This is a genomic window from Nonomuraea sp. NPDC003709, assembly GCF_040610775.1.
Taxonomy (GTDB): Bacteria; Actinomycetota; Actinomycetes; order Streptosporangiales; family Streptosporangiaceae; genus Nonomuraea; species Nonomuraea angiospora_A.
The window spans coordinates 636,870-655,433 of record NZ_JBEXMW010000003.1 but is presented as its reverse complement, the minus strand read 5'-3'; the positions used below and the strand labels follow the sequence as shown (position 1 = coordinate 655,433).

Annotated in this window: 14 protein-coding genes; 7 read left to right on the top strand and 7 right to left on the bottom strand. The window is 70.4% G+C overall.

Going from position 1 to position 18,564, the window contains the following annotated elements:
- The first annotated feature begins 9 nt into the window (after nucleotides 1–9).
- On the top strand, nucleotides 10–1,515 hold the full coding sequence (locus ABZX61_RS11710; RefSeq protein WP_355193688.1) for an IucA/IucC family protein: 1,506 nt from the start codon (nucleotides 10–12) through the stop codon (nucleotides 1,513–1,515).
- Nucleotides 1,516–1,519: 4 nt separating this feature from the next.
- Here ABZX61_RS11710 and ABZX61_RS11705 read toward each other — a convergent pair whose 3' ends face one another.
- Nucleotides 1,520–2,608 (bottom strand): sialidase family protein, encoded by a 1,089-nt coding sequence (locus ABZX61_RS11705; protein WP_355193686.1) that lies wholly within the window; start codon nucleotides 2,606–2,608, stop codon nucleotides 1,520–1,522.
- A 165-nt stretch (nucleotides 2,609–2,773) separates the two neighbouring features.
- Here ABZX61_RS11705 and ABZX61_RS11700 point away from each other — a divergent pair, with 165 nt between their 5' ends.
- A complete protein-coding gene (locus ABZX61_RS11700; protein WP_355193684.1) occupies nucleotides 2,774–4,180 on the top strand; it encodes an NAD(P)/FAD-dependent oxidoreductase in 1,407 nt (468 codons plus the stop codon).
- Nucleotides 4,181–4,191: 11 nt separating this feature from the next.
- On the opposite strand, the gene ABZX61_RS11695 is transcribed toward ABZX61_RS11700, so the two are convergent.
- Genes ABZX61_RS11695 through ABZX61_RS11680 form a run of 4 tightly spaced genes read right to left on the bottom strand, consistent with a single transcriptional unit; the run spans nucleotide 4,192 to nucleotide 7,396 of the window.
- On the bottom strand, nucleotides 4,192–4,596 hold the full coding sequence (locus ABZX61_RS11695; RefSeq protein WP_355193682.1) for an STAS domain-containing protein: 405 nt from the start codon (nucleotides 4,594–4,596) through the stop codon (nucleotides 4,192–4,194).
- A gap of 42 nt (nucleotides 4,597–4,638) precedes the next feature.
- A complete protein-coding gene (locus ABZX61_RS11690) occupies nucleotides 4,639–5,160 on the bottom strand; it encodes a MarR family transcriptional regulator (RefSeq protein WP_355193680.1) in 522 nt (173 codons plus the stop codon).
- A 41-nt stretch (nucleotides 5,161–5,201) separates the two neighbouring features.
- Complete coding sequence (locus ABZX61_RS11685) at nucleotides 5,202–6,200, bottom strand: hypothetical protein (protein WP_355193678.1); 999 nt, start codon at nucleotides 6,198–6,200, stop codon at nucleotides 5,202–5,204.
- Nucleotides 6,197–7,396 carry a hypothetical protein gene (locus ABZX61_RS11680; RefSeq protein ID WP_355193676.1) on the bottom strand — a complete coding sequence of 400 codons (1,200 nt, stop codon included), beginning with the start codon at nucleotides 7,394–7,396 and terminating at the stop codon, nucleotides 6,197–6,199. Before ABZX61_RS11680 ends, ABZX61_RS11685 begins: the two co-directional genes overlap by 4 nt.
- 390 nt (nucleotides 7,397–7,786) lie before the next feature.
- Here ABZX61_RS11680 and ABZX61_RS11675 point away from each other — a divergent pair, with 390 nt between their 5' ends.
- The 5 genes from ABZX61_RS11675 (at nucleotide 7,787) to ABZX61_RS11655 (ending at nucleotide 14,175) form a co-directional block, all read left to right on the top strand.
- Nucleotides 7,787–9,928, top strand: coding sequence for a transglycosylase domain-containing protein (locus ABZX61_RS11675; protein ID WP_355193674.1), 2,142 nt, complete (start codon nucleotides 7,787–7,789; stop codon nucleotides 9,926–9,928).
- A 202-nt stretch (nucleotides 9,929–10,130) separates the two neighbouring features.
- Nucleotides 10,131–11,102 (top strand): LacI family DNA-binding transcriptional regulator, encoded by a 972-nt coding sequence (locus tag ABZX61_RS11670; protein WP_355193672.1) that lies wholly within the window; start codon nucleotides 10,131–10,133, stop codon nucleotides 11,100–11,102.
- Nucleotides 11,089–12,342, top strand: coding sequence for a serine/threonine-protein kinase (locus ABZX61_RS11665; protein ID WP_355193670.1), 1,254 nt, complete (start codon nucleotides 11,089–11,091; stop codon nucleotides 12,340–12,342). The genes ABZX61_RS11670 and ABZX61_RS11665 overlap by 14 nt, the downstream gene beginning before the upstream one ends.
- Before the next feature lie 241 nt (nucleotides 12,343–12,583).
- A complete protein-coding gene (locus ABZX61_RS11660) occupies nucleotides 12,584–13,651 on the top strand; it encodes a lytic polysaccharide monooxygenase (RefSeq protein WP_355193668.1) in 1,068 nt (355 codons plus the stop codon).
- 23 nt (nucleotides 13,652–13,674) lie between these two features.
- Entirely contained in the window at nucleotides 13,675–14,175 is a 501-nt protein-coding gene (locus ABZX61_RS11655) for a hypothetical protein (RefSeq protein WP_355193666.1), read from the top strand.
- Between the two features lie 236 nt (nucleotides 14,176–14,411).
- On the opposite strand, the gene ABZX61_RS11650 is transcribed toward ABZX61_RS11655, so the two are convergent.
- Both ABZX61_RS11650 and ABZX61_RS11645 read right to left on the bottom strand, forming a co-directional pair.
- Entirely contained in the window at nucleotides 14,412–15,995 is a 1,584-nt protein-coding gene (locus ABZX61_RS11650) for a cellulase family glycosylhydrolase (RefSeq protein ID WP_355193665.1), read from the bottom strand.
- 65 nt (nucleotides 15,996–16,060) lie between these two features.
- Entirely contained in the window at nucleotides 16,061–18,547 is a 2,487-nt protein-coding gene (locus ABZX61_RS11645) for a glycoside hydrolase family 9 protein (protein ID WP_355194069.1), read from the bottom strand.
- Nucleotides 18,548–18,564: the final 17 nt, after the last annotated feature.

Sequence of the window (18,564 nt, the reverse complement as noted above, 5' to 3'; positions counted from 1 at the left end):
GTGGGAATTATGAGGCGTTGGGAGGCGGAATTCGCGGCCGACCTTTCCTTGGTGCGCCCGGAGCTCTCGGCAGCGTACTTCGCGGCCCTCCCGGACGCGCGGGCCGCCGTACTCGGCCGTCTCTGGCGCGGCCTCCTCCACGAACCGCTCCCCGGGCTCCTGGGCACGCGGGGACAGGCCCGCGTCGAGCTGGCGGACGGCCGCGTGCTCACCGGGGCGGCGCGGGAGCCGTACGACCTCGGGGGCGAGCCCGCGCTCTGGCTGGACGGCCACCCCCACACGCACCCCGCCGAACTGCTCGCCGCCCTGGGCCTGCCCGGCACCGCCGGGCTGGTCGAGGACCTGGACAACAGCGTGGCCTCGCTGGCGCTGTCCCGTGCGGAGCCCGCCCGCGTCCCGGCCACCCCCGAGGAGTACGAGCAGAGCGTGGTGGACGGCCATCCGTACCATCCGGGCTGCCGCAGCCGCCCCGGCGTCTCCGTGGCGGAGCAGCTCTCCTACATGCCGGAGCACCGCGCCGTCGTCCGCCTGGACCTGCTCGCGCTGCCCGCCGCGGACTGCCTGGTCTCGGGCCCGTGGCCGGCCGCGCTCATGGACGGCGACCGGCTCCTGCTCCCCGTGCACCCCTGGCAGAGCGCCCACGTCCTGCCCGCGCTGGGCCTGCGCCCGCACGTCACGGGCGCCGTCCCGGCCCGCCCGCTGATGTCCGTACGGACCCTCGCGCCCCTCGACGGCGGCCCGCACGTCAAGACGGCGTTCAGCACCCGGATGACCTCCGGCGTCAGGGACATCTCCCCCGGCTCGGTACGCGACTGCGTCCACCTGTCGGACCTGCTCTCCACCCTGTCCGGCCGGCTGGGCGGGCGGCTCGGCATCGCCCGCTACCTGGCCGGCGCCGCCGGGAAGGTGAACGGCGAGCACAGCCCCGACGTGTCGGCCATGCTCCGCGAGCCGACCGGGAACGCGATCCCCGTCGGCGCCGTCACCCGCGCGACCGTGCGGGACCCGGCGGCCTGGCTGGCCGCGTTCGCCCGCCTGGTCTGGAGGGACGCGCTGGGCCTGCTGGCGCTCGGCGTGGCGCTCGAGGCGCACGGCCAGAACCTGCTCGTCGAGCTCGACCCGGACGGCCTCCCGCGCCGGCTGGTCTACCGGGACCTGGCCGACGTCAGGATCAGCCCCGCCAGGCTCGCCCGCAACGGGATCGAGGTCCCACCGGTCAGCGCCAGGCTGCTCACCGACGACCCCGGGACGCTGCACGCCAAGCTCTTCGGCGGGCTCGTCGGCACCACGTTCGGCAGCCTGATCGCGCTGTTCTGCCGGGGCGACCGGGCCGCCGAGTCCCGCCTCTGGGACGTCGTGGCCACGGCCGCACGCTCCGCGGAATCCGCGTGCGCCGAGGACCGCCGGGCCCTGTTCGGCCCGCACCTCACGGTCAAGGCCCACCTGCTCGCCCGCCTGGAGGGCGCGCCGCCCGGTGACAGCTGGACCAGGCTGCCCAACCCGCTCGGCGCGTAACGGGTCAGGGGGCGAGTTCGGCGATGGGGAGGCGGCGGAAGGCGATGCTCTCGTACGCGCCGAAGTCGCCGGTCTCGAACAGCAGGCCCACCGTGTCCCCATCCACCCGGACCAGGTCGGAGTAGGCCGCCGGCAGCCCCGACACCGTGTGCGCGACCCGCCAGGTCACCCCCAGGTCGTCGCTGGCGCGTACGGTCATCAGCGCCCGCGCGTCCGGCGCGGCCGGCCCCGAGAACAGGAGCACGTCCGGCGACGAGCACCACAGCGTGCTGCCCTCCACCACCGGCCCCACCAGCCCCGCCTGGGGCCGGAAGGGCAGCAGGAGGGTCTGGCCGCCGTCGGCCGAGTAGGCGTCGGCCCTGGTGCCGGGGGCGGTGGACTCGGTGCGCGTGTTGAGGTAGAGGCGCCCGTCCGGCAGCTCGGTGGCCGTGGTCTCGTTGACGTTGACGTATCCGTCGGGGTTGTCGTCGACGTATCCGATACGCCAGGTCTGGCCGCCGTCGTCGCTCAGCAGCCCGTGGCCGCCGTTGTACTTGCCCTCGGTCCCGTTGTCGGACCCGCCGGGCGGCAGCGAGTGGTTGGCGGGGACCACGATCCGCCCGCTGCGCAGCGCTACGGCGTGGCCGGGAGCGGTCGCGTACCAGCGCCACTCGGAGCGCTTCACGCTGCCGGTGATCTCGCGAGGCGCCGACCACGTGACCCCGTCGTCCGAGCTGACCTGCACGAACACCCGCCGCCCGTCGGCCGCCGACACCTGGCCGCGCCGGATCTTGTCCTCGGTGGCCTGCGGCCCCTGCCTGACGAAGACCAGCACGATCCTGCCGTCGGCCAGCGCCACGGGCGCGGGGTTGCCCGCGGTGCCCCGGCGCGGCTCCGTGGCGACCACCTGCAGCGCGCCCCACGTCCTGCCGCCGTCCGTGGAGCGCCTGAGCACGACGTCGATGTGACCGGAGTCCCCGGCAGAGGCGTGCCGCCCCTCCGCGAACGCCAGCACGGTGCCCGCCTTCGTCACCACCGCCGCGGGAATCCGGTAGGTGTTGTAGCCGTCCGTCCGCTGCCGGTACGGCACTGACGTCGGGTAACGATCCGCCATGCGGGCACGCTACGGCCGCCGGGTGAACGAGACGTGAAGACGAGTGTGACGGGCGGTGGAGGAGGGATGTAAGGGACAGAGGGGGCCCAACCGGCCTGTCCCCAGCATGGCCGGGCCGGCGGCATGAAAGAGTTCACCTCATAAGCGAGTGCTTCTGGAGGCGTGGTGGCTGACGAGTTCGACGTCATCGTGATCGGTGCCGGTCCCGCCGGTGAGAACGTCGTGGACCGGGCGGTCCGCGGCGGCCTGACCGCGGCGATCGTCGAGGAGCGGCTGGCCGGCGGCGAGTGCGCCTACTGGGCGTGTGTCCCGAGCAAGGCGCTGCTGCGGCCGGTCGACCTGATGGGCGAGGTGGCGCGGGTCCCCGGGCTGTCGCTGGGGCCCGTCGACGTGGAGGCTGTGCTGGCCCGGCGCGACGAGACCGTCTCGAACTACAACGACTCCGGGCAGGTCGGGTGGATCGAGAGCGTGCCGGCCGAGTTCGTACGCGGGCACGGGCGGCTCGACGGCCCCAAGCGCGTACGCGTCACCACCGAGGACGGCGGCGAGCGGGTGCTGACGGCCCGGCAGGCCGTCGTCCTGGCCATGGGCAGCACGGCGGCCCTCCCCCGGGTTCCCGGGCTGGTCGAGGCGGAGCCCTGGACCAGCCATGAGGTGACCGCAGCCCGCTCCGTCCCCGAGCGGCTGGTCGTGCTCGGCGGCGGCGTGGTCGCCTGCGAGATGGCCCAGGCCATGCACGGGCTCGGCGCGCGGCAGACGACCGTGCTGGTACGCGGCGGCGGGCTGCTGGCCAGGATGGAGCCGTTCGCGGGAGAGCTGGTGGCCGAGTCGTTCGCGGAGGCGGGCATCGAGGTGCGCACCCGCACCGACGCCGTCAGGATCGAGCGCCCCGAGCCCGGCGGGAAGGTGACCGTCCACCTGCCCGAGGGGCCCCCGGTGGAGGCCGACGAGCTGCTGGTCGCGACCGGCCGCCGGCCCGCGACCGGCGACATCGGGCTGGGCACGATCGGTCTGGCCGACGGGAAGTACGTCGAGGTGGACGACAGCATGCGGGCGACCGGCGTCCCCGACGGCTGGCTGTACGCGGTCGGCGACGTCAACGGGCGCGCGCTGCTCACCCACATAGGCAAGTACCAGGCCAGGATCTGCGGTGACGTGATCGCCGCGCGGGCGCGTGGCGACGAGCTGCCCGCGATGCGGGATCTGGCGGACGGGTTCGGCGCGCCGCAGGTCGTCTTCACCGATCCGCAGGTCTGCGCGGTCGGCAGGACCGAGGCGGTGGCCCGGGAGGACGGGTTCCGCGTGCGCGTGGTGGACTACGAGCTGGGCTCGGTCACCGGGGCCTACCTGCTGGGCGACGGCTACCGCGGCCGGGCCAGGGCCGTGGTGGACGAGGACAGGAAAGTGCTGCTCGGCGTCACGTTCGTCGGGCCGGGCACGGCCGAGCTGCTGCACAGTGCCACGATCGCGGTGACGGCCGAGGTGCCGCTGGAGCGCCTCTGGCACGCCGTCCCGTCCTTCCCGACGGTCAGCGAGGTGTGGCTGCGCCTGCTGGAGGCGTACGGCCTCTGACGCCTGGGGAGTCAGCGGCGGTGGTCGGAGAAGCGCGGGTGCGGGGACGACGGTGAGCCGCGGGCTGAGTTGTGCACCATCAGCTCCGCCACCGTCTCCTCGACGCTCTCACGCAGCTCCACCCGCGACAGCAGGTCAGTCAGCCGCAGCACCGACAGCAGATGGTCCGACGGCCGGACCAGAATGATCCGGCCGCTCTCCTGCTCCTCCATCCGCTGCATCGCCATCGCCAGCACCCCAATGACGGATGAGTCGTAAAAATCCAGATCCGCAAGATCGAATACGAGCACGGGCCCCACACTCCAGTCCCACACCGCGTTGATGCAGGCGCTGAAGCGGACCCGGCCCGCGTGGTCAAGCTCGCCGCCGGCGCGCAAGACCGTGCAATGGAGGTGCCGGATCGTCTCGATGTACAAGCCGTTCCTCACCTAAAAACGACTTCCCCCTGAGCGGGGATATCACGGATTTTCGCGATTTTTTGGGAGCTCCGGGTTGCCGAGCGGCCCGTCCAGCAGCTTGCGCAGGATCGCGGCGAGCGTCTCGGTGTCCTCGGGGGTGAGCGGGGAGGCCAGGTCGGCCAGGTTGGCGGCGTGCTCGGTGAGCGTCTCGTCGATGATCCGCAGGCCCTCGCCGGTCAGCCGGACGTGGAAGCTGCGCCGGTCGGCGGGGTCGAGGCTGCGCTCGACCAGCCCCGCCGCCTCCAGCCGGTCGAGCCGGTTGGTCATCCCGGCCCGCGACATCATCAGCACCGCCGACAGCTCCGACGGGATCAGCGTGTACGGCGGGCCGGCCCGGCGCAGCGCGGCCAGCACGTCGAACTCCCCCTGCCGCAGCCCGCGCCGGGTGAGCACCCGGTCGACCCGCGGCTCCAGGACGCGCATCACCTGGGCGAGCCGCCCGAAGACGCCCATGGCCGTCAGATCGAGATCAGGCCGCTCGCGCCGCCACTCCCCGAGGATCCTTTCGACCGCGTCGTCCATGACCCAGGATTTTATTCGAGCAGGGATAGTTCACGCCCGTACTAGTGCGTGGCGCCCGACTCCAGCGTCGGCACCGCGCCCAGGCACGGACCCATGATCACCAGGTACGGCGAGTTCGTGGGGCTGGGCAGCGTGAGCTCGGTGACGTTGCCGTCCGTGCGCAGCTCGGGCAGCCCCAGGTCCCCGTCCCTGATGCTGATGACCCGCTCCACCGGCGGCGCCGCGATGCCCAGCAGCTTCCTGGTGGCGTGCCGCATCCAGCGCCACTCGCTGTTGACCCGCCGCCACGTCGCGGGGATGAGGCTGGCCGGCTCCGCCTTCGTGCCCAGCCTGAGCGTGAGGCGGCCGCTCGACCCGAACGTGTCCTTCAGCACCGGGTTGACCACGAACATGCCCGCGCGCAGCACGCGCGTGCCCTGCCGGTTGCGGTTGGCCAGGCCGCCCGCGCTGATCAGCGAGGACACCTCGCAGCGCAACCCGTCGAGCGTGTCGGGATCGAAGTCCACCGCCGGCGGCTCCTCGAACACCACCTTGTCCAGCCGCAGCCCGGCCACGCCGTCGGGCACGACGTGCCCCGACACGGCCTGGCGGACCTCCTCGCTGACCCCGTCGCCCTCCGTGATGTCGAGCACCTCGACGCAGATCAGCCCGTCGTCGGGGATCTCATCCGCCGTCAGGTCGAAGGCCACCTGGGCGTGCGCCCGCCGCCCCCTGAGCAGCACGCACTGGCGCAGCCGCCCCTGGGAGCGCACCTGTACCAGGCGCGGCTGCAGGCCGACCAGGTCGGTCTTGCCGGCGTCCCAGCCGCTCACGGACCGATCGTCGGTCGACAGCGACACCAGCACCCGCAGCGCGCGCCCCTGCGCCGAGACCTTGAACCCGGCCAGCCCCGAGGTCTCGAACCTGCCCACGATCGAACTGCCGCGCTGCAGCCTGTCGGTCACCTGCAGCGCGGCGATCTGGCCGCTGCGCACGTGGACGGGCGGGATCGCGGGGAGGATCAGCTGGTCCAGCTCGGTGGCGGATCCTGGGGTGCTCATGGGGTGCTCCTCGTGAATGACGACTCTTCCGGCTCGTGGAAGCTGCTCATGGGGTCTTCGTCGGTACGGACGACATCGCCGAACCGCGGGAACCGGTCAAAGGCGTTCCTGATGAACGGGCCCGCCGGGTCGTGGAAGTCGAACCGCGTGAGCATGGGTTCGCGCCTGGTCCACATGCGGGCGACCGCGCTGTAGAGAGGGTCGCCGTCGCGCTCCACGTGCCACAGGTTCACGGCCAGCGCCCGCGCGTAGTCGACGCCGTACTCCCAGTGCGGCAGGAGCTGGGTGGGCACGTCCGCGCCGCAGCGGCGCAGCCAGAGCCACAGGCGGGCGCGGTCGCGCTGCTCGGGCTCCAGGATGGACTCGCCCTTCTCGTGCTTGGCGATGGCCTCGTCCAGCCACAGGCGGATGTCCGACGGGTCGCGCGCCACGTGCGTGCCGCCGCAGGCGCTCCCCACCGACCAGCCCGCCTGGACGACCGGGATGCCGAACGCGGGCAGGTCGCTGTCGCCGAACGTGACGCACACGTCCGCCATGCTCCACAGGAGGTTCGTGGACAGAGCTCCCGTCACGCACCTCACCCGGGAGTGCGGATAGCCGACGGGGTCGAGGAACAGCCAGTTCGCCGACGGGTCCGACGAGGCGAAGTCCACCGTCGACTGGAACAGCTCGGTGTCCTCGCCCGGCGTGTGGCCGAAGACCGCGATGGTCGGCCGCCGCGGGTCCAGGCCCAGACGGGCGCAGCCGTAGTCGCGCAGCTGGTTTCGCTCGGTCTCCGTGCGGATCTGGTAGCCGCTCTTGGCCCGCCAGGCCGTCCGCTCCGCGCCCGGCCTGATCGTCTCCCGGTACGGCCAGACGTGCCGCTCGAAGAACGCGCCGACCCTGGCGGGCAGCTCCTCGCGGAACGAGCAGGGCCCCTGGTCGGGGAAGATCGCGTACGCCTTCAGCGACCCCGTCCCGTGGACATGCACGACCGGGATGTCCCTGATCACGTACGGGTCCGCCCGGCTGGTGACCAGCGCGGCCGGCGGCACCCGCGGCCGGCCGTCCCCCTCGGCCCCGAACATCTCCGCCAGCCTCCGCCACTCGGGCTCGACCAGCGCGAACAGCCGCGCGGAGAGCAGCTCGCAAACCGCCTTCGCGACCATGAGCGTCCGTACCACGACTCTGATGTCCTGGTCGAACGCCTCGGCCACGACGCAGCTCTCACCACTGGGGCTCTCGCCCCAATATGTCCTCGCAGCGGCGAGCAACCGATCGAAATGCTCGCCATCTCCGGCACGACGCATAAGTCCCCCCACCATGACCGGCAGGAAACAGACATTGCCAGACGGGCGCACGCCCACCCGCGCGTCAACACGCTTCTTTGCCCGCACCTGGCAGAAACTGAAGATCGTCACAGGCGCCACAGGCGCCCCACCCGGCACGATCCGGCGTAACGACGCCAGAGCCGGAAAAATCCCGCTTCCCGCGCGAACAAAACTGCCCCATGCGGCGTCCAAGCTTTTACCGAGAGCACGTCATGGCGGGGTTTAGGATGCACCCTAATGCCACGAGGGGGAGGTTTTACAACCATGGGTTCCCGTTTGTCGAGTATCGCGCGCCTGACCGGGGCGGCGGCAGCGGCCGGTGTAGTGGCCGCGGCCATCGCACTGCCCGCGGTCGGAGGCACCGGAGCGATGTTCGTCTCGGCATCCGAGGACCTAGGCCTCAAGGCGCGGGACCTCAAGGAGCCGCCCCTCGCGGAGCGGACGACGGTGCTCGACTCCACGGGCAAGCCGATCGCGACGTTCTACGAGGAGTACCGCGAGAACGTCAAGCTCGACGACATCGCCGAGATCATGAAGACGGCCATCATCTCGATCGAGGACTACCGCTTCTACGAGCACGGCCCGATCGACATCGAGGGCACCGTCCGCGCCCTGGCCAAGAACCTCACCTCGGGCGGCATCGCCCAGGGCGGCTCGTCCATCACCCAGCAGTACGTCAAGCAGGTGCTGCTCAACTCGGCGAGCACCACCAAGGAGAAGAACGCGGCCCTCGAGGCCAGCTACGCCCGTAAGCTCAACGAGCTGCGCTACGCGATGGCGATCGAGGAGAAGTACACCAAGAACGAGATCCTCGAGAAATACCTGAACATCGCGTACTTCGGCGCCCGGGCCTACGGCATCGAGGCGGCCGCGAAGCGCTTCTTCGGGGTCAAGGCCGCCGACCTGACCCTGTCCCAGGCCGCCACCCTGGCCGGCGCCGTGCAGGACCCGCTCCAGACCGACCCCAGCCGCGGCAAGGAGTTCAAGGAGCGACTGCTGTTCCGGCGCAACGTCGTGCTCGACCGGATGGCCGAGCTGAAGAAGATCACGCCGGAGCAGGCCGCCGAGGCCAAGAAGACCAAGCTCGGCTACAAGGGCACCCCGCTGCCCGGTGGCTGCGAGGCCAGCGACTACCCGTACTTCTGCATGTACGTCCGCAACGAGATCCTCAGCAACACGGACTTCGGCAAGACGAAGAAGGCCAGGACCGCGTTCCTCAACCGGGGCGGCCTGGAGATCAAGACCACGCTCGACCCGAAGATGCAGAAGGCCGCCGAGCTGGCCATCAAGAAGCACGTGTTCGCCTCCGACAACCCGGTCGCCTCCGAGGCGCTCGTCCAGCCGGGCACCGGCGCGATCAAGGCCATGGCCGCCAGCCGCAAGTACGGCACCAACAAACGCAAGAACGAGATGTCCTACAACCTCGTCGCCGACGCGGTGCACGGCGGCGGCACCGGCTTCCAGGCCGGCTCGACGTTCAAGACGTTCACCCTGCTCACCGCCCTCAAGCAGGGAATGAAGATCAACGACGGGATCTCGGTGGGCAGCGGCTACCGCGCTCCCGCCTTCTGGTCGTTCAAGAACTGCAAGGGCCAGAACATGGGCGAGCCCAGCTTCACCGTCACCAACGCCGAGGGCGGCGGCGGTGGCTTCAAGTCGCTGGCCACCGGCACCTGGGGCTCGGTCAACACCTTCTTCATGGCGCTGGAGCAGAAGGTGGGCCTGTGCAACGTGGTCAAGACGGCCAAGTCGCTGGGCATCGAGCGCTCCGACGGGCAGGACCTGCAGGAGTTCGAGACGTTCACGCTCGGCATCAACGAGATGGACCCGGTGACCGTGGCCAACGCGTACGCCGCGATCGGCGCGCGCGGCAAGTACTGCGAGCCGATGGCCATCTCCTCGATCAAGGACCGCGACGGCAAGGTCACGAACTACAAGCCCAAGTGCAAGCAGGCGCTCGACGCGGAGGTCGCGGACGCCGCCTCCAGCATCCTTTCCGGCGTGTTCACCAAGGGCACCATGAAGGGCGTCGGCGGCATCGGCCGGCCGGCCGCCGGCAAGACCGGCACCACGGACGAGCAGTCCACCGCCTGGTTCGCCGGGTTCACCCCCGACCTCGCGGGCGCGGTCAGCATCGGTGACCCGCGCGGCGCGGTGACGCACAAGCTGAACCGCATCACCATCGGCGGCCGGTACTACCCCTCGGTCTTCGGGGCCTCCATCCCCGGCCCGATCTGGAAGGACACCATGCTGTCCGCGCTCAAGGGCATCCCGGCGACGGACTTCACCCCGGTGAACACCGCGCGCTTCGGCGGCTGCGGTTCGAGCTGCCAGCCCCAGCAGCCGGTGCGCCCCCAGCCGGACGACACGGACGGGGGCCTCGACGAGGCAGAGATCGGCACCAACGTGACTCAATGACCGGATAGGGCTAAATCAGACACGCAAATATTGCGTGATCAACGTTCGGCACAAAAACAACTGTCGGTTACTAGGGCCTCTAGCTGAGCAAATTCGGAGTGCGTCCGCACAGTGGGACGCACTCCCAGCAAAGGCCCTATTAACAGCGCCGAAACATTGGTAACGTGGGAGCGCTCCCAGGATCTTTTCCGCGAGGTGCTCCATGACCGAGCAGCCCACACTGGCACAGGTGGCGGCCGCTGCAGGGGTTTCCCCCGCGACCGCATCTCGAGTCCTCACGGGCTCGGTGCGGGTCAGTACCTCGACCCGCCGGCAAGTCTACGACGCCGTGTCCCGCATGGGATACGTCCGCCAACGAGCCCCTCGGGGAACGGCCGCCAAGACCATGGCCGACGGCGTCACGGCGGTGATCTGCGACCACCTCCCACGCCTCTTCTCCGAGCCCTACTACGCACGGCTCCTGTCCGCCGCAGGGGCCGTGATCGCCGAACACGGCACCCATCTCATGGTGACCACCGTCACGCCCACATCGTCCGTACTGCCGGTGCTGTCCGGCGCGGTGCTGATCGTGGGCGCGCGCGAGCGTCACCCCCTGGCGATCAAGTTGTCCACCTCGGGCGTCCCCGTGCGCAACATCGGCCGCCCGCCACACGATCTCAAACTCCCGTACGCCGACGTGGACAACCTCGACGGCGGCCGCCAGGCGGCGGAGCACTTCCTGTTATCCGGCCGCCGCAACGTCGCCGCCATCGGCGGACCACCGTCCTTACCCGGCGCGCGCGACCGATTAGAAGGCCTGGTACGCACCCTGCAGGCGGCGGGCGCACCCGACGTTCCCGTGGCCTACGGGGACTTCACCGCGGCCTCCGGCACCCACGCCATGCAGTGGCTGTTACGCCACGCCCCAGGTCTGGACGCCGTCTTCGTCGCCTCGGACCTGATGGCGGCAGGCGCGATCCAGGCACTGCGCAGGGCCGGGCGCAAGGTGCCGGCGGACGTGGCGGTGATCGGGTTCGATGACGCCCCGGTCGCCAGGCACACCGTCCCGGCCCTGACCACCATCCGCCAGCCCGTCGAGGAGCTCGCCACCGTCGCCACCCGGCTGCTCCTGTCGGGGGCCGCGGGGATCGACCCCGTACTCCCTACGGAACTGGTCGTCCGTGAGTCGGCTTGAGCCGGGGGACATACTGGCCCGCAGGTATCTGTTGCTGGATCCGCTGGCCCGCGGGGGCATGTCGGTCATCTGGCGTGCCTTCGACCAGTCGCTGCACCGGATGATCGCCGTCAAGGTGCTCACCGCCTCACTTCATGCCGGCGGCGGCGAGCGCATGAGCGCCCGCAGCGAGGCGCGCGCCGCCGCCCGGTTCATCCACCCCGACTCCATCGACATCTACGACTACGGCGAGACCGTCACCACGTACGGCGGCGTCGCCGCCTACGTGGTGATGCCGCTGCTCGACGGCACGCCGCTGGCCGAGCGCATCGAGCAGGGGCCGCTGCCGTGGACCGAAGCGGCGGCCATCGCGCTGCGGCTGGCCCGGGTCCTGATGGCCGGGCACGCCCGCGGCCTGGTCCACCGCGACGTCACGGCCGAGAACGTGCTGCTCACCGCCGACGGACCCAAGCTGCTCGACTTCGGCATCGCGGCCTGGGCCGGAGACCCCGACGACGACCGCGGCACCCCTCCCTACGTCGCCCCCGAGCGGCTGCTCGGCGCGCCGACCCATCCCGCGGTCGACGTGTACGCCCTCGGCGTGCTGCTGCACGCCATGCTCACCGGGCGGACGCCGTACCCGGAGACGACGTGGGAGGAGATCGAGGCCGCGCGCAGGACGTATCCCCCGCCCCGCGTCGCCGGCGTGCCGTACTCCGTGGCCACGCTCTGCCAGCGCTGCCTGGCGGACCGGCCGGACCGGCGGCCGACCGCGGCCGAGATCGTCTCGGCGCTGACCTCCGCGCTGAGTGCGGCGACCCTCGGGCGGCACGTCAGACGTGGCCTCACGGTCGCCGGTTCGGCGGCCGTCGCGCTCTCGGCCCTGCTGTGGTTCCAGCAGACGGGACTCCAGCAGGAGCAGCAGAGGCCGCAGCCGGAGGTGACGGTCAAGACACCGCCGACCGCCAGGCTGATCGAGAGCACGCCGGTCTCGGCCGCCACCGTCGAGCAGGCCGTGGACGGCTTCAACACGGTGCTGGAGGCCAGGACGCCGTGCGGCGCGACCGACGCGGACGTGGTGCTGGACCTCAAACAGGTGCTGCACGCCGCGGTGGGACCGCACGGCCCGTCGGTGTCGAGGACGGACAATCTGCGCCAGAAGCTGTCCGACCGCTTCGGCGAGGGGCGGCTCGCGCCCGCCTGCCTGAGCGAGCTGCAGGCCAGGCTCGACGACATCGACGCCGCGCTGGATCGTGATTGAGGAGGGGTACGGCAGCACCCGCCGTACCCCTCATACGCGGTCCGTACCCCTCGCAAAGCACGCCGCGTGCCACATCCCCTGATGGGAGCGCTCCCAGAGTAGCGCCTGCACCGGCTATGACCAAGATCGAATGAAACTTTCACAGCGCGTTGTCGAGGTCGTGCGGGGCGTGATTCAATGCGCAGGCCGGGCGGGCTGCTCGTGGGCAGGTTTCCTCATTCGTCAGCGCAAGGGAATCCCCATGAGGTTATTCAAGTCGGCGGCGATCACCGCCGTCATGGTTCTGATCACGACTGTTCTGATGGTGCCCACGCAGGCACTGGCGCACGGGGTGTCGATGTTCCCCGCGGCGAGGACGTTCCTGTGCTGGCAGGACGGCCTGCGGGAGAACGGCCAGATCATCCCCTACAACCCCGCGTGCGCGGCGGCCGTCGCGCAGAGCGGCACGACCCCGCTGTACAACTGGTTCGCGGTGCTGCGTTCCGACGGCGGGGGCCGGACCACCGGGTTCATCCCCGACGGGCAGCTCTGCAGCGGCGGCACCGGCGGTCCCTACGACTTCTCGGCCTACAACGCGGTGCGCAGCGACTGGCCGCTGACCCACCTGACCTCGGGCGCCACCATCCAGATGCGGCACAGCAACTGGGCCAAGCACCCCGGCGCCTTCAACTACTACGTCACCAAGAACGGCTGGAACCCCAACGGGCCGCTGAAGTGGTCCGACCTGGAGCCGTTCGGCAGCGCCACCAACCCGCCGGACACCGGACCCGCCGGCGCGCTCAACTACTACTACTGGAACGCCCAGCTCCCGTCCGGCAAGACCGGCCGGCACATCATCTACACGATGTGGGTGCGCTCCGACAGCAACGAGAACTTCTACAGCTGCTCCGACGTCGTCTTCGACGGCGGCAAGGGCGAGGTCACCGGTGTCGGCCCCGGCCAGGGCACACCCACCGCCACCCCGACGGTGACGCCGACGGTCACGCCGACGGCCAACCCGGGCGCCTGCACCGCCACCTGGAAGGCCACGGACACCGGCTGGGCCGGCCACTTCCAGGGCGAGGTGACCGTGAAGAACACGAGCACCTCGTCGATCAACGGCTGGTCGGTCAAGTGGACCTACTCCGGCGGCCAGGGCTTCGACGGCTCGCCATGGAACGGCGTGCTGTCCGGGCAACCGCCCAACGTGGTGGTCAAGAACGCCACCTACAACGGGCAGCTCGCGCCGAACGCGACCACCACGTTCGGCTTCAACGCCACCGGATCGATCCCCAACCCGGCCCCGGCCCTGACCTGCACCAGCCCGTGATCAAATCACGTCGCGGGCTTGCCGTGGCACTCGTCACCCTGGCCGGCCTGACCCTGGCCGGGGTGATGTTTTTCGCCGCCCGCCAGCCGTCCTCCCAGCTGAACCAGGAGCTCGCCGCCCAGGTGACGCTCATCCTCGAACAGTCCTCGCCCGACGAGCACCACGCGCACGGCCACGACTTCGACTCGCGCGTCGTGTGCGCCGTGGAGCCCTTCGGGTTCGATCCGCCCGACGCGACCTCCCTCGTCGAGGTGAAGTGGGTCTACGCCCGCCACATGTGCGCGATCACCGGCGCGGGCACCGACTGGGCCACCTCCGTACGGGCCGCGGGCCCGATCGCGGTGCGCGTCGGCATCCCTCCCCTGGTCCGGGTGCCGGAGCCGGGCGTGGGCTATCCGGACCGCGTCAAGCGGCTCATCCCGGCCCGCTACCACGAGGCGGCCTTCGCCGAGTTCCAGGACGAGTCGGCGATCGACGCCGCCCGCGAGCGCTTCGCCGAGGCCGTGAAAAGCCAAGCCCGATAACGCGAGGGAGCGCCGTCGCCTGGACTGAGGAGCGCAGGGAGCGTAGCGACCGGAGCGACGAGGGAAGGCGACGGCTCCCCAGCGACCGAGCGCGCCTCTGCGGAGCAGAGGCCATAAACACGGACGCGGCCGGCTGGAGGTACCGGCCGCGTCCGTCCCATCCGGGCGGGATGGTGTCGTGGGGCAGGATGGTTGTTTCGCCTCACCTCCTCATACGCAGCGGTACGACGGGCGGTTCAGTTGGCACACGTGTAGCCGGACGGCACGGACGTGTTGCCGCTGGGCCGGCTCGCCTGCACCCCGAAGCTCGTGCCGGCGTTGGGTGCGAGTGTGCCGTTGTAGCTCAGGTTCTTGGCCGTCACGGTCTGGCCGCTGACCGTCACTGCAGCGTTCCAGGAGCCGGTGAGCGTGTGGCCGGCCGGCAGCGTGAAGGTCACCGTCCAGCTCGACTTGGTCGAGGTGCTGGTGTTGGTCACGGTCACGGGCTGCACGACGTACCCGGTGCCCCACTGGCTCTGTACGGTGCCGGCAGCGGTGCAGCCGCCGCCGGTGCCGCCGCCGCTGAGCGTGGTGAACGACGCCGTCGGCGACGCGGCGGACTGGTTGCCGGCCGCGTCCCTGGCCTTGACGTACACCTGGTACGTGGTCGCCGGCGACAGCCCGGTCAGCGTGATCGAGTTCGTCGCGGTCGAGCCGAGCGAGGTCCCGGTCGAGGTGTAGACGTCGTAGCCGGTCACGCCGACGTTGTCCGTGGAGGCCGTCCAGGACAGGTTCGCCCCCGACGAGGTGATGCCGGACGCCGACGGGGTGCCGGGCGTGCTCGGCGGGGTCGGGTCGGTGGTGCCGCCGCCGTAGATCGAGGCCTGCTTGGAGGTGGCGGCGATGCCGTTGGCGCCGTTGAACAGCCGCCGGCCCCAATCCGTGAGCTGGGTGACGTCGAAGTTGGTGACCTGGTCGAGGTATTCGACGCCGCCGCCGTTGCCGCTCCATGACCAGCCCAGGTAGCCGAGGCCGCGGCTCACGGACTGCGCCATGATCGTGTCCTCGTCCGGGTTGCCGTCGGAGTGGTTGAAGCCGAACTCGCCGACGACCAGCGGCAGCCCCGCGGTCTTGAACGCGTCCATGTACGCGTTGATCTCCGCGGCCGTGTCGAAGACGCCGTACATGTGGATGGAGAAGATCGTGTTCTTGTTCGGGTCGCTGTCGAAGACCGCCCGCGCGTTGTCGCGCATGCCGAACTGCCAGTCCTGACCCCAGTTGGGCGCGTCCACCATCAGCGCGTGCTGGAAGCCGTTGCTGCGCAGCTTCTGGATCGCGGCCGTGGTGGCGGCGGCCCAGCCCGGGGTGACGGCGTTGTTGCCGATCGGCTCGTTGCCGATGTTGACGATGACGTAGTCCTCCTGGCCGACCAGGGCGGACTTGACGCTGATCCAGTAGTTGGCGGCCTGGTCGAGGGTGTAGGCGCCGCTCTGCTCGCCGTACCCGGTGGTGTCGTGGTTCTCCAGCACGCAGATGAGCTTGTTCTGCTTGCAGAGGGAGACGACGTTGGCCACGTCGGAGACGCTGTTGGGGGTCCAGCGGCCGCCGCTCAGCACGACCCGCACGGTGTTGGCCTTCAGCGACTTGATGTCCGCGAACGCCTTGGTCTGCGTCGCGTACCACGTGTGCGCGTGGCTGGTGCCGCGCATGACGAACTCCTGGCCGTTGGCCTCGACGATCTTCGTACCGCTCACGTGAATGCCGACGGCGGCGTTCGCGGGGGCGACGGGGGCGACGCAGAAGGCGAGGAGGCAGGCCAGCGCGGTGATCAGTGATCTCATGTGCTGCCTTTCACTGAGCTGTGGAACCGCCCCCGCCGCTACTGCGGCGGGGGCGGGGTCTTCACTCAGGCGGGAGTGCAGGTGATGGGGTCGGGGACGGTGGGTGCGCCGTTGGCGATGAAGCCGAACGTGGTGGTGGCCCCCGGGGCGAGCGCCCCGTTGTACGCCTCGTTCCTGACGGTGACGCCGGACCCCGACTGGGTGTGCTTGCCGCCCCAGAGCTGGGTGATCTGGTTCGCCGACGTCCAGGCGACCGTCCATCCGGTGGTCGCCGAGGTGCCGTTGTTCTTCACCGTCACCTCGGCCTGGAAGGCGCCGCCCCACGAGCTCGTCACCTTGTACGTCGCCGCGCACCCGCCGGTCGGCGGCGGCGTCGTGTTCGTCGTGGTGAACGAGGTGCCGTCGGACGACGCCGAGGCGTTGCCCGCCGCGTCCCGCGCCACCACGGAGGCGGTGTAGGAGGTGCTAGGGGTGAGCCCGCTCAGGTTGAAGGACGCGCTCGTGGCCGTGCCTACCTTTTGGGACCCCAGGTAGACGTCGTAGCCGCTCACGCCCACGTTGTCCGTGGAGGCGGTCCAGCTCAGCTTGGCCGTCGAGCCCGTGATCTCGGAGACCGCGGGCTTGCCCGGCTTGCTAGGTGCTGTCGTGTCCTGCTCCTCCGGACCCGGGGGCTCACCCCAGATCTTGGTCGCGCCGCTGTAGAGAGTGATGTTCCCGGTGCGCACCGGCGTCGCGCCGGGCGTGGTGGGGATGTTCCGGTACGACCAGTCGTTCGCCGGGTCCCACGTGCCCGCGCTGGTGATCCTGAACTGCACCTCTCTGCGGTGCTGCGACTGCCCGGCCGGGGCGATGGCCTGCCCGGAGCAGTCGATGTTCACGTAGTACGTGGTGCCGCTCAGCTGGTGCAGCGTGGGCGCCTTGCACTGCGTGTAGGCCGACGACACGGTGATCTGCGAGGCCGTCGTCGTGCCGTCGAGCGTGAAGTAGTAGCGGAACGAGCCGTCGGACAGGACCCTGGCGGGCCAGGCCGACTGGTTGCGGACGATGGCCTTGATCTCCGTGAATCCGGTGCCCGAGGCGTTCACGCCCGCCTCGACGAAGAGCTCGGGACCGTCCGGGGTCTCCGCCACCGGGAAGTTCGCCGCGGGAGCGCCGCCGTACTCCTTGTAGAGCCGGGCCAGCGCGCTGGTGAAGCCGGCGTTGTAGTCGGTGGCGACCTCGTTCATGACGTAGTCGTCGCGCTTGTCGGTGTAGGCGTCGTTCGGGTCGGGCGGTCCGCCGACGAGCGCGCCGTACAGGGTGTGGCGGGTCTGCTCGGGGTTGGTGATCTGGTCGGTCCACGAGCCGTGCGCCGTGCGGTGATGCGGGTTCTTGGGCGGGTTGGCGCCGAACCCGATCAGGTACGAGGAGTTGCGCGGGTTGTCACCGAGCGCGTAGTTGATCTGCCGCACCGCGAAGTCGTGGTAGCGGGCCTTGCGCGTGGCGTCGGTGATGGTGTCGCTGTGCACGAGCGCCGTGAACGAGGTGTTGGCCGCGTACCGCAGCGAACCCCACCGGTCGAGCACGGCCTGGCCGCCCGGCGAGTACGCCACCTTCGCGCCGTTCACGCCGACGGTCCACCAGTCGAGCCAGCGGTTGGCGTCGTCCAGGTAGCGCTGCTTGCCGGTCAGCTTGTACAGCAGCACGTACGCGCCGTACGACTTGTCGTCCCACGCGATCGTCCACTTGTACGACTTGGTGGTGGTCTGCGGCTCGTTGCCGAGGTTGTCGTACCCGGTCTCGGCCTTGGCCAGGTAGGAGGCGTCGTTCGTGGCCCGGTAGAGCCAGATCGCGCCCCACACCAGCTCGTCGTTGTAACCGCTCCACGAGTTGTAGTAGCCCTGCGCGTCGGTGATGCAGTCGGTGTACTTCTTCCTGACCGTGTCGGCGAAGGAGTACAGCTGCTTGGCGTGCGTCAGGAGCGTGTCAGCATAAGTCGGATTTGTCGGGCGGAAGACGATCGAGGAGGCGGCCATCGCCGCCGCCGTCTCGCCCGCCAGGTCCGACCCGCCGCACGACGCGTCGATCTTGTACGCGGGCCGCGTCATCTGCATGGCCTCGGCCGGGCCCCACCAGGCGTGGTCCGTGCCGCCATTGCCGACCTGCCCGTACAGCACGTTCGCCGACGGGTGGGCCTTGATGAAGTAGTCGTTGACGAACTTGAGGTTGTTCAGCAGGTGCGTGAGCTGCCCGGAGTTCGCGTACGCGTCGCGGTACTCGACCGCGCCCCAGGCCAGCATGGTCGTGGAGAACGCCATCGGGAAGCCGAACTTGACGTGGTCGCCCGCGTCGTACCAGCCGCCCGTGAGGTCCACGCCCACGTCCTTGCCGTCGTTCATGCCGGAGTCGCCGCGCCAGCCGACGCGGTTCCAGCTCGGCAGGTCGCCCGACTGCTGGGCCTCGTAGAACCACAGCGCCTTCTGCAGCGCCTCACCGTACGCGAACGCCGGTGCGGCGGCGTGGGCCGCCGGCCCCGCCCCCATCGAGATGAGGGGCAGGACCAGCGACGCCACGGCGATCAGTGCTTTTC

Coding starts and splice junctions, on each gene's coding strand:
- ABZX61_RS11710 (WP_355193688.1), top strand. CDS start 10: ATGAGGCGTTGGGAGGCGGAATTCGCGGCCGACCTTTCCTTGGTGCGC.
- ABZX61_RS11705 (WP_355193686.1), bottom strand. CDS start 2,608: ATGGCGGATCGTTACCCGACGTCAGTGCCGTACCGGCAGCGGACGGAC.
- ABZX61_RS11690 (WP_355193680.1), bottom strand. CDS start 5,160: ATGGACGACGCGGTCGAAAGGATCCTCGGGGAGTGGCGGCGCGAGCGG.
- ABZX61_RS11685 (WP_355193678.1), bottom strand. CDS start 6,200: ATGAGCACCCCAGGATCCGCCACCGAGCTGGACCAGCTGATCCTCCCC.
- ABZX61_RS11670 (WP_355193672.1), top strand. CDS start 10,131: ATGACCGAGCAGCCCACACTGGCACAGGTGGCGGCCGCTGCAGGGGTT.
- ABZX61_RS11660 (WP_355193668.1), top strand. CDS start 12,584: ATGAGGTTATTCAAGTCGGCGGCGATCACCGCCGTCATGGTTCTGATC.
- ABZX61_RS11650 (WP_355193665.1), bottom strand. CDS start 15,995: ATGAGATCACTGATCACCGCGCTGGCCTGCCTCCTCGCCTTCTGCGTC.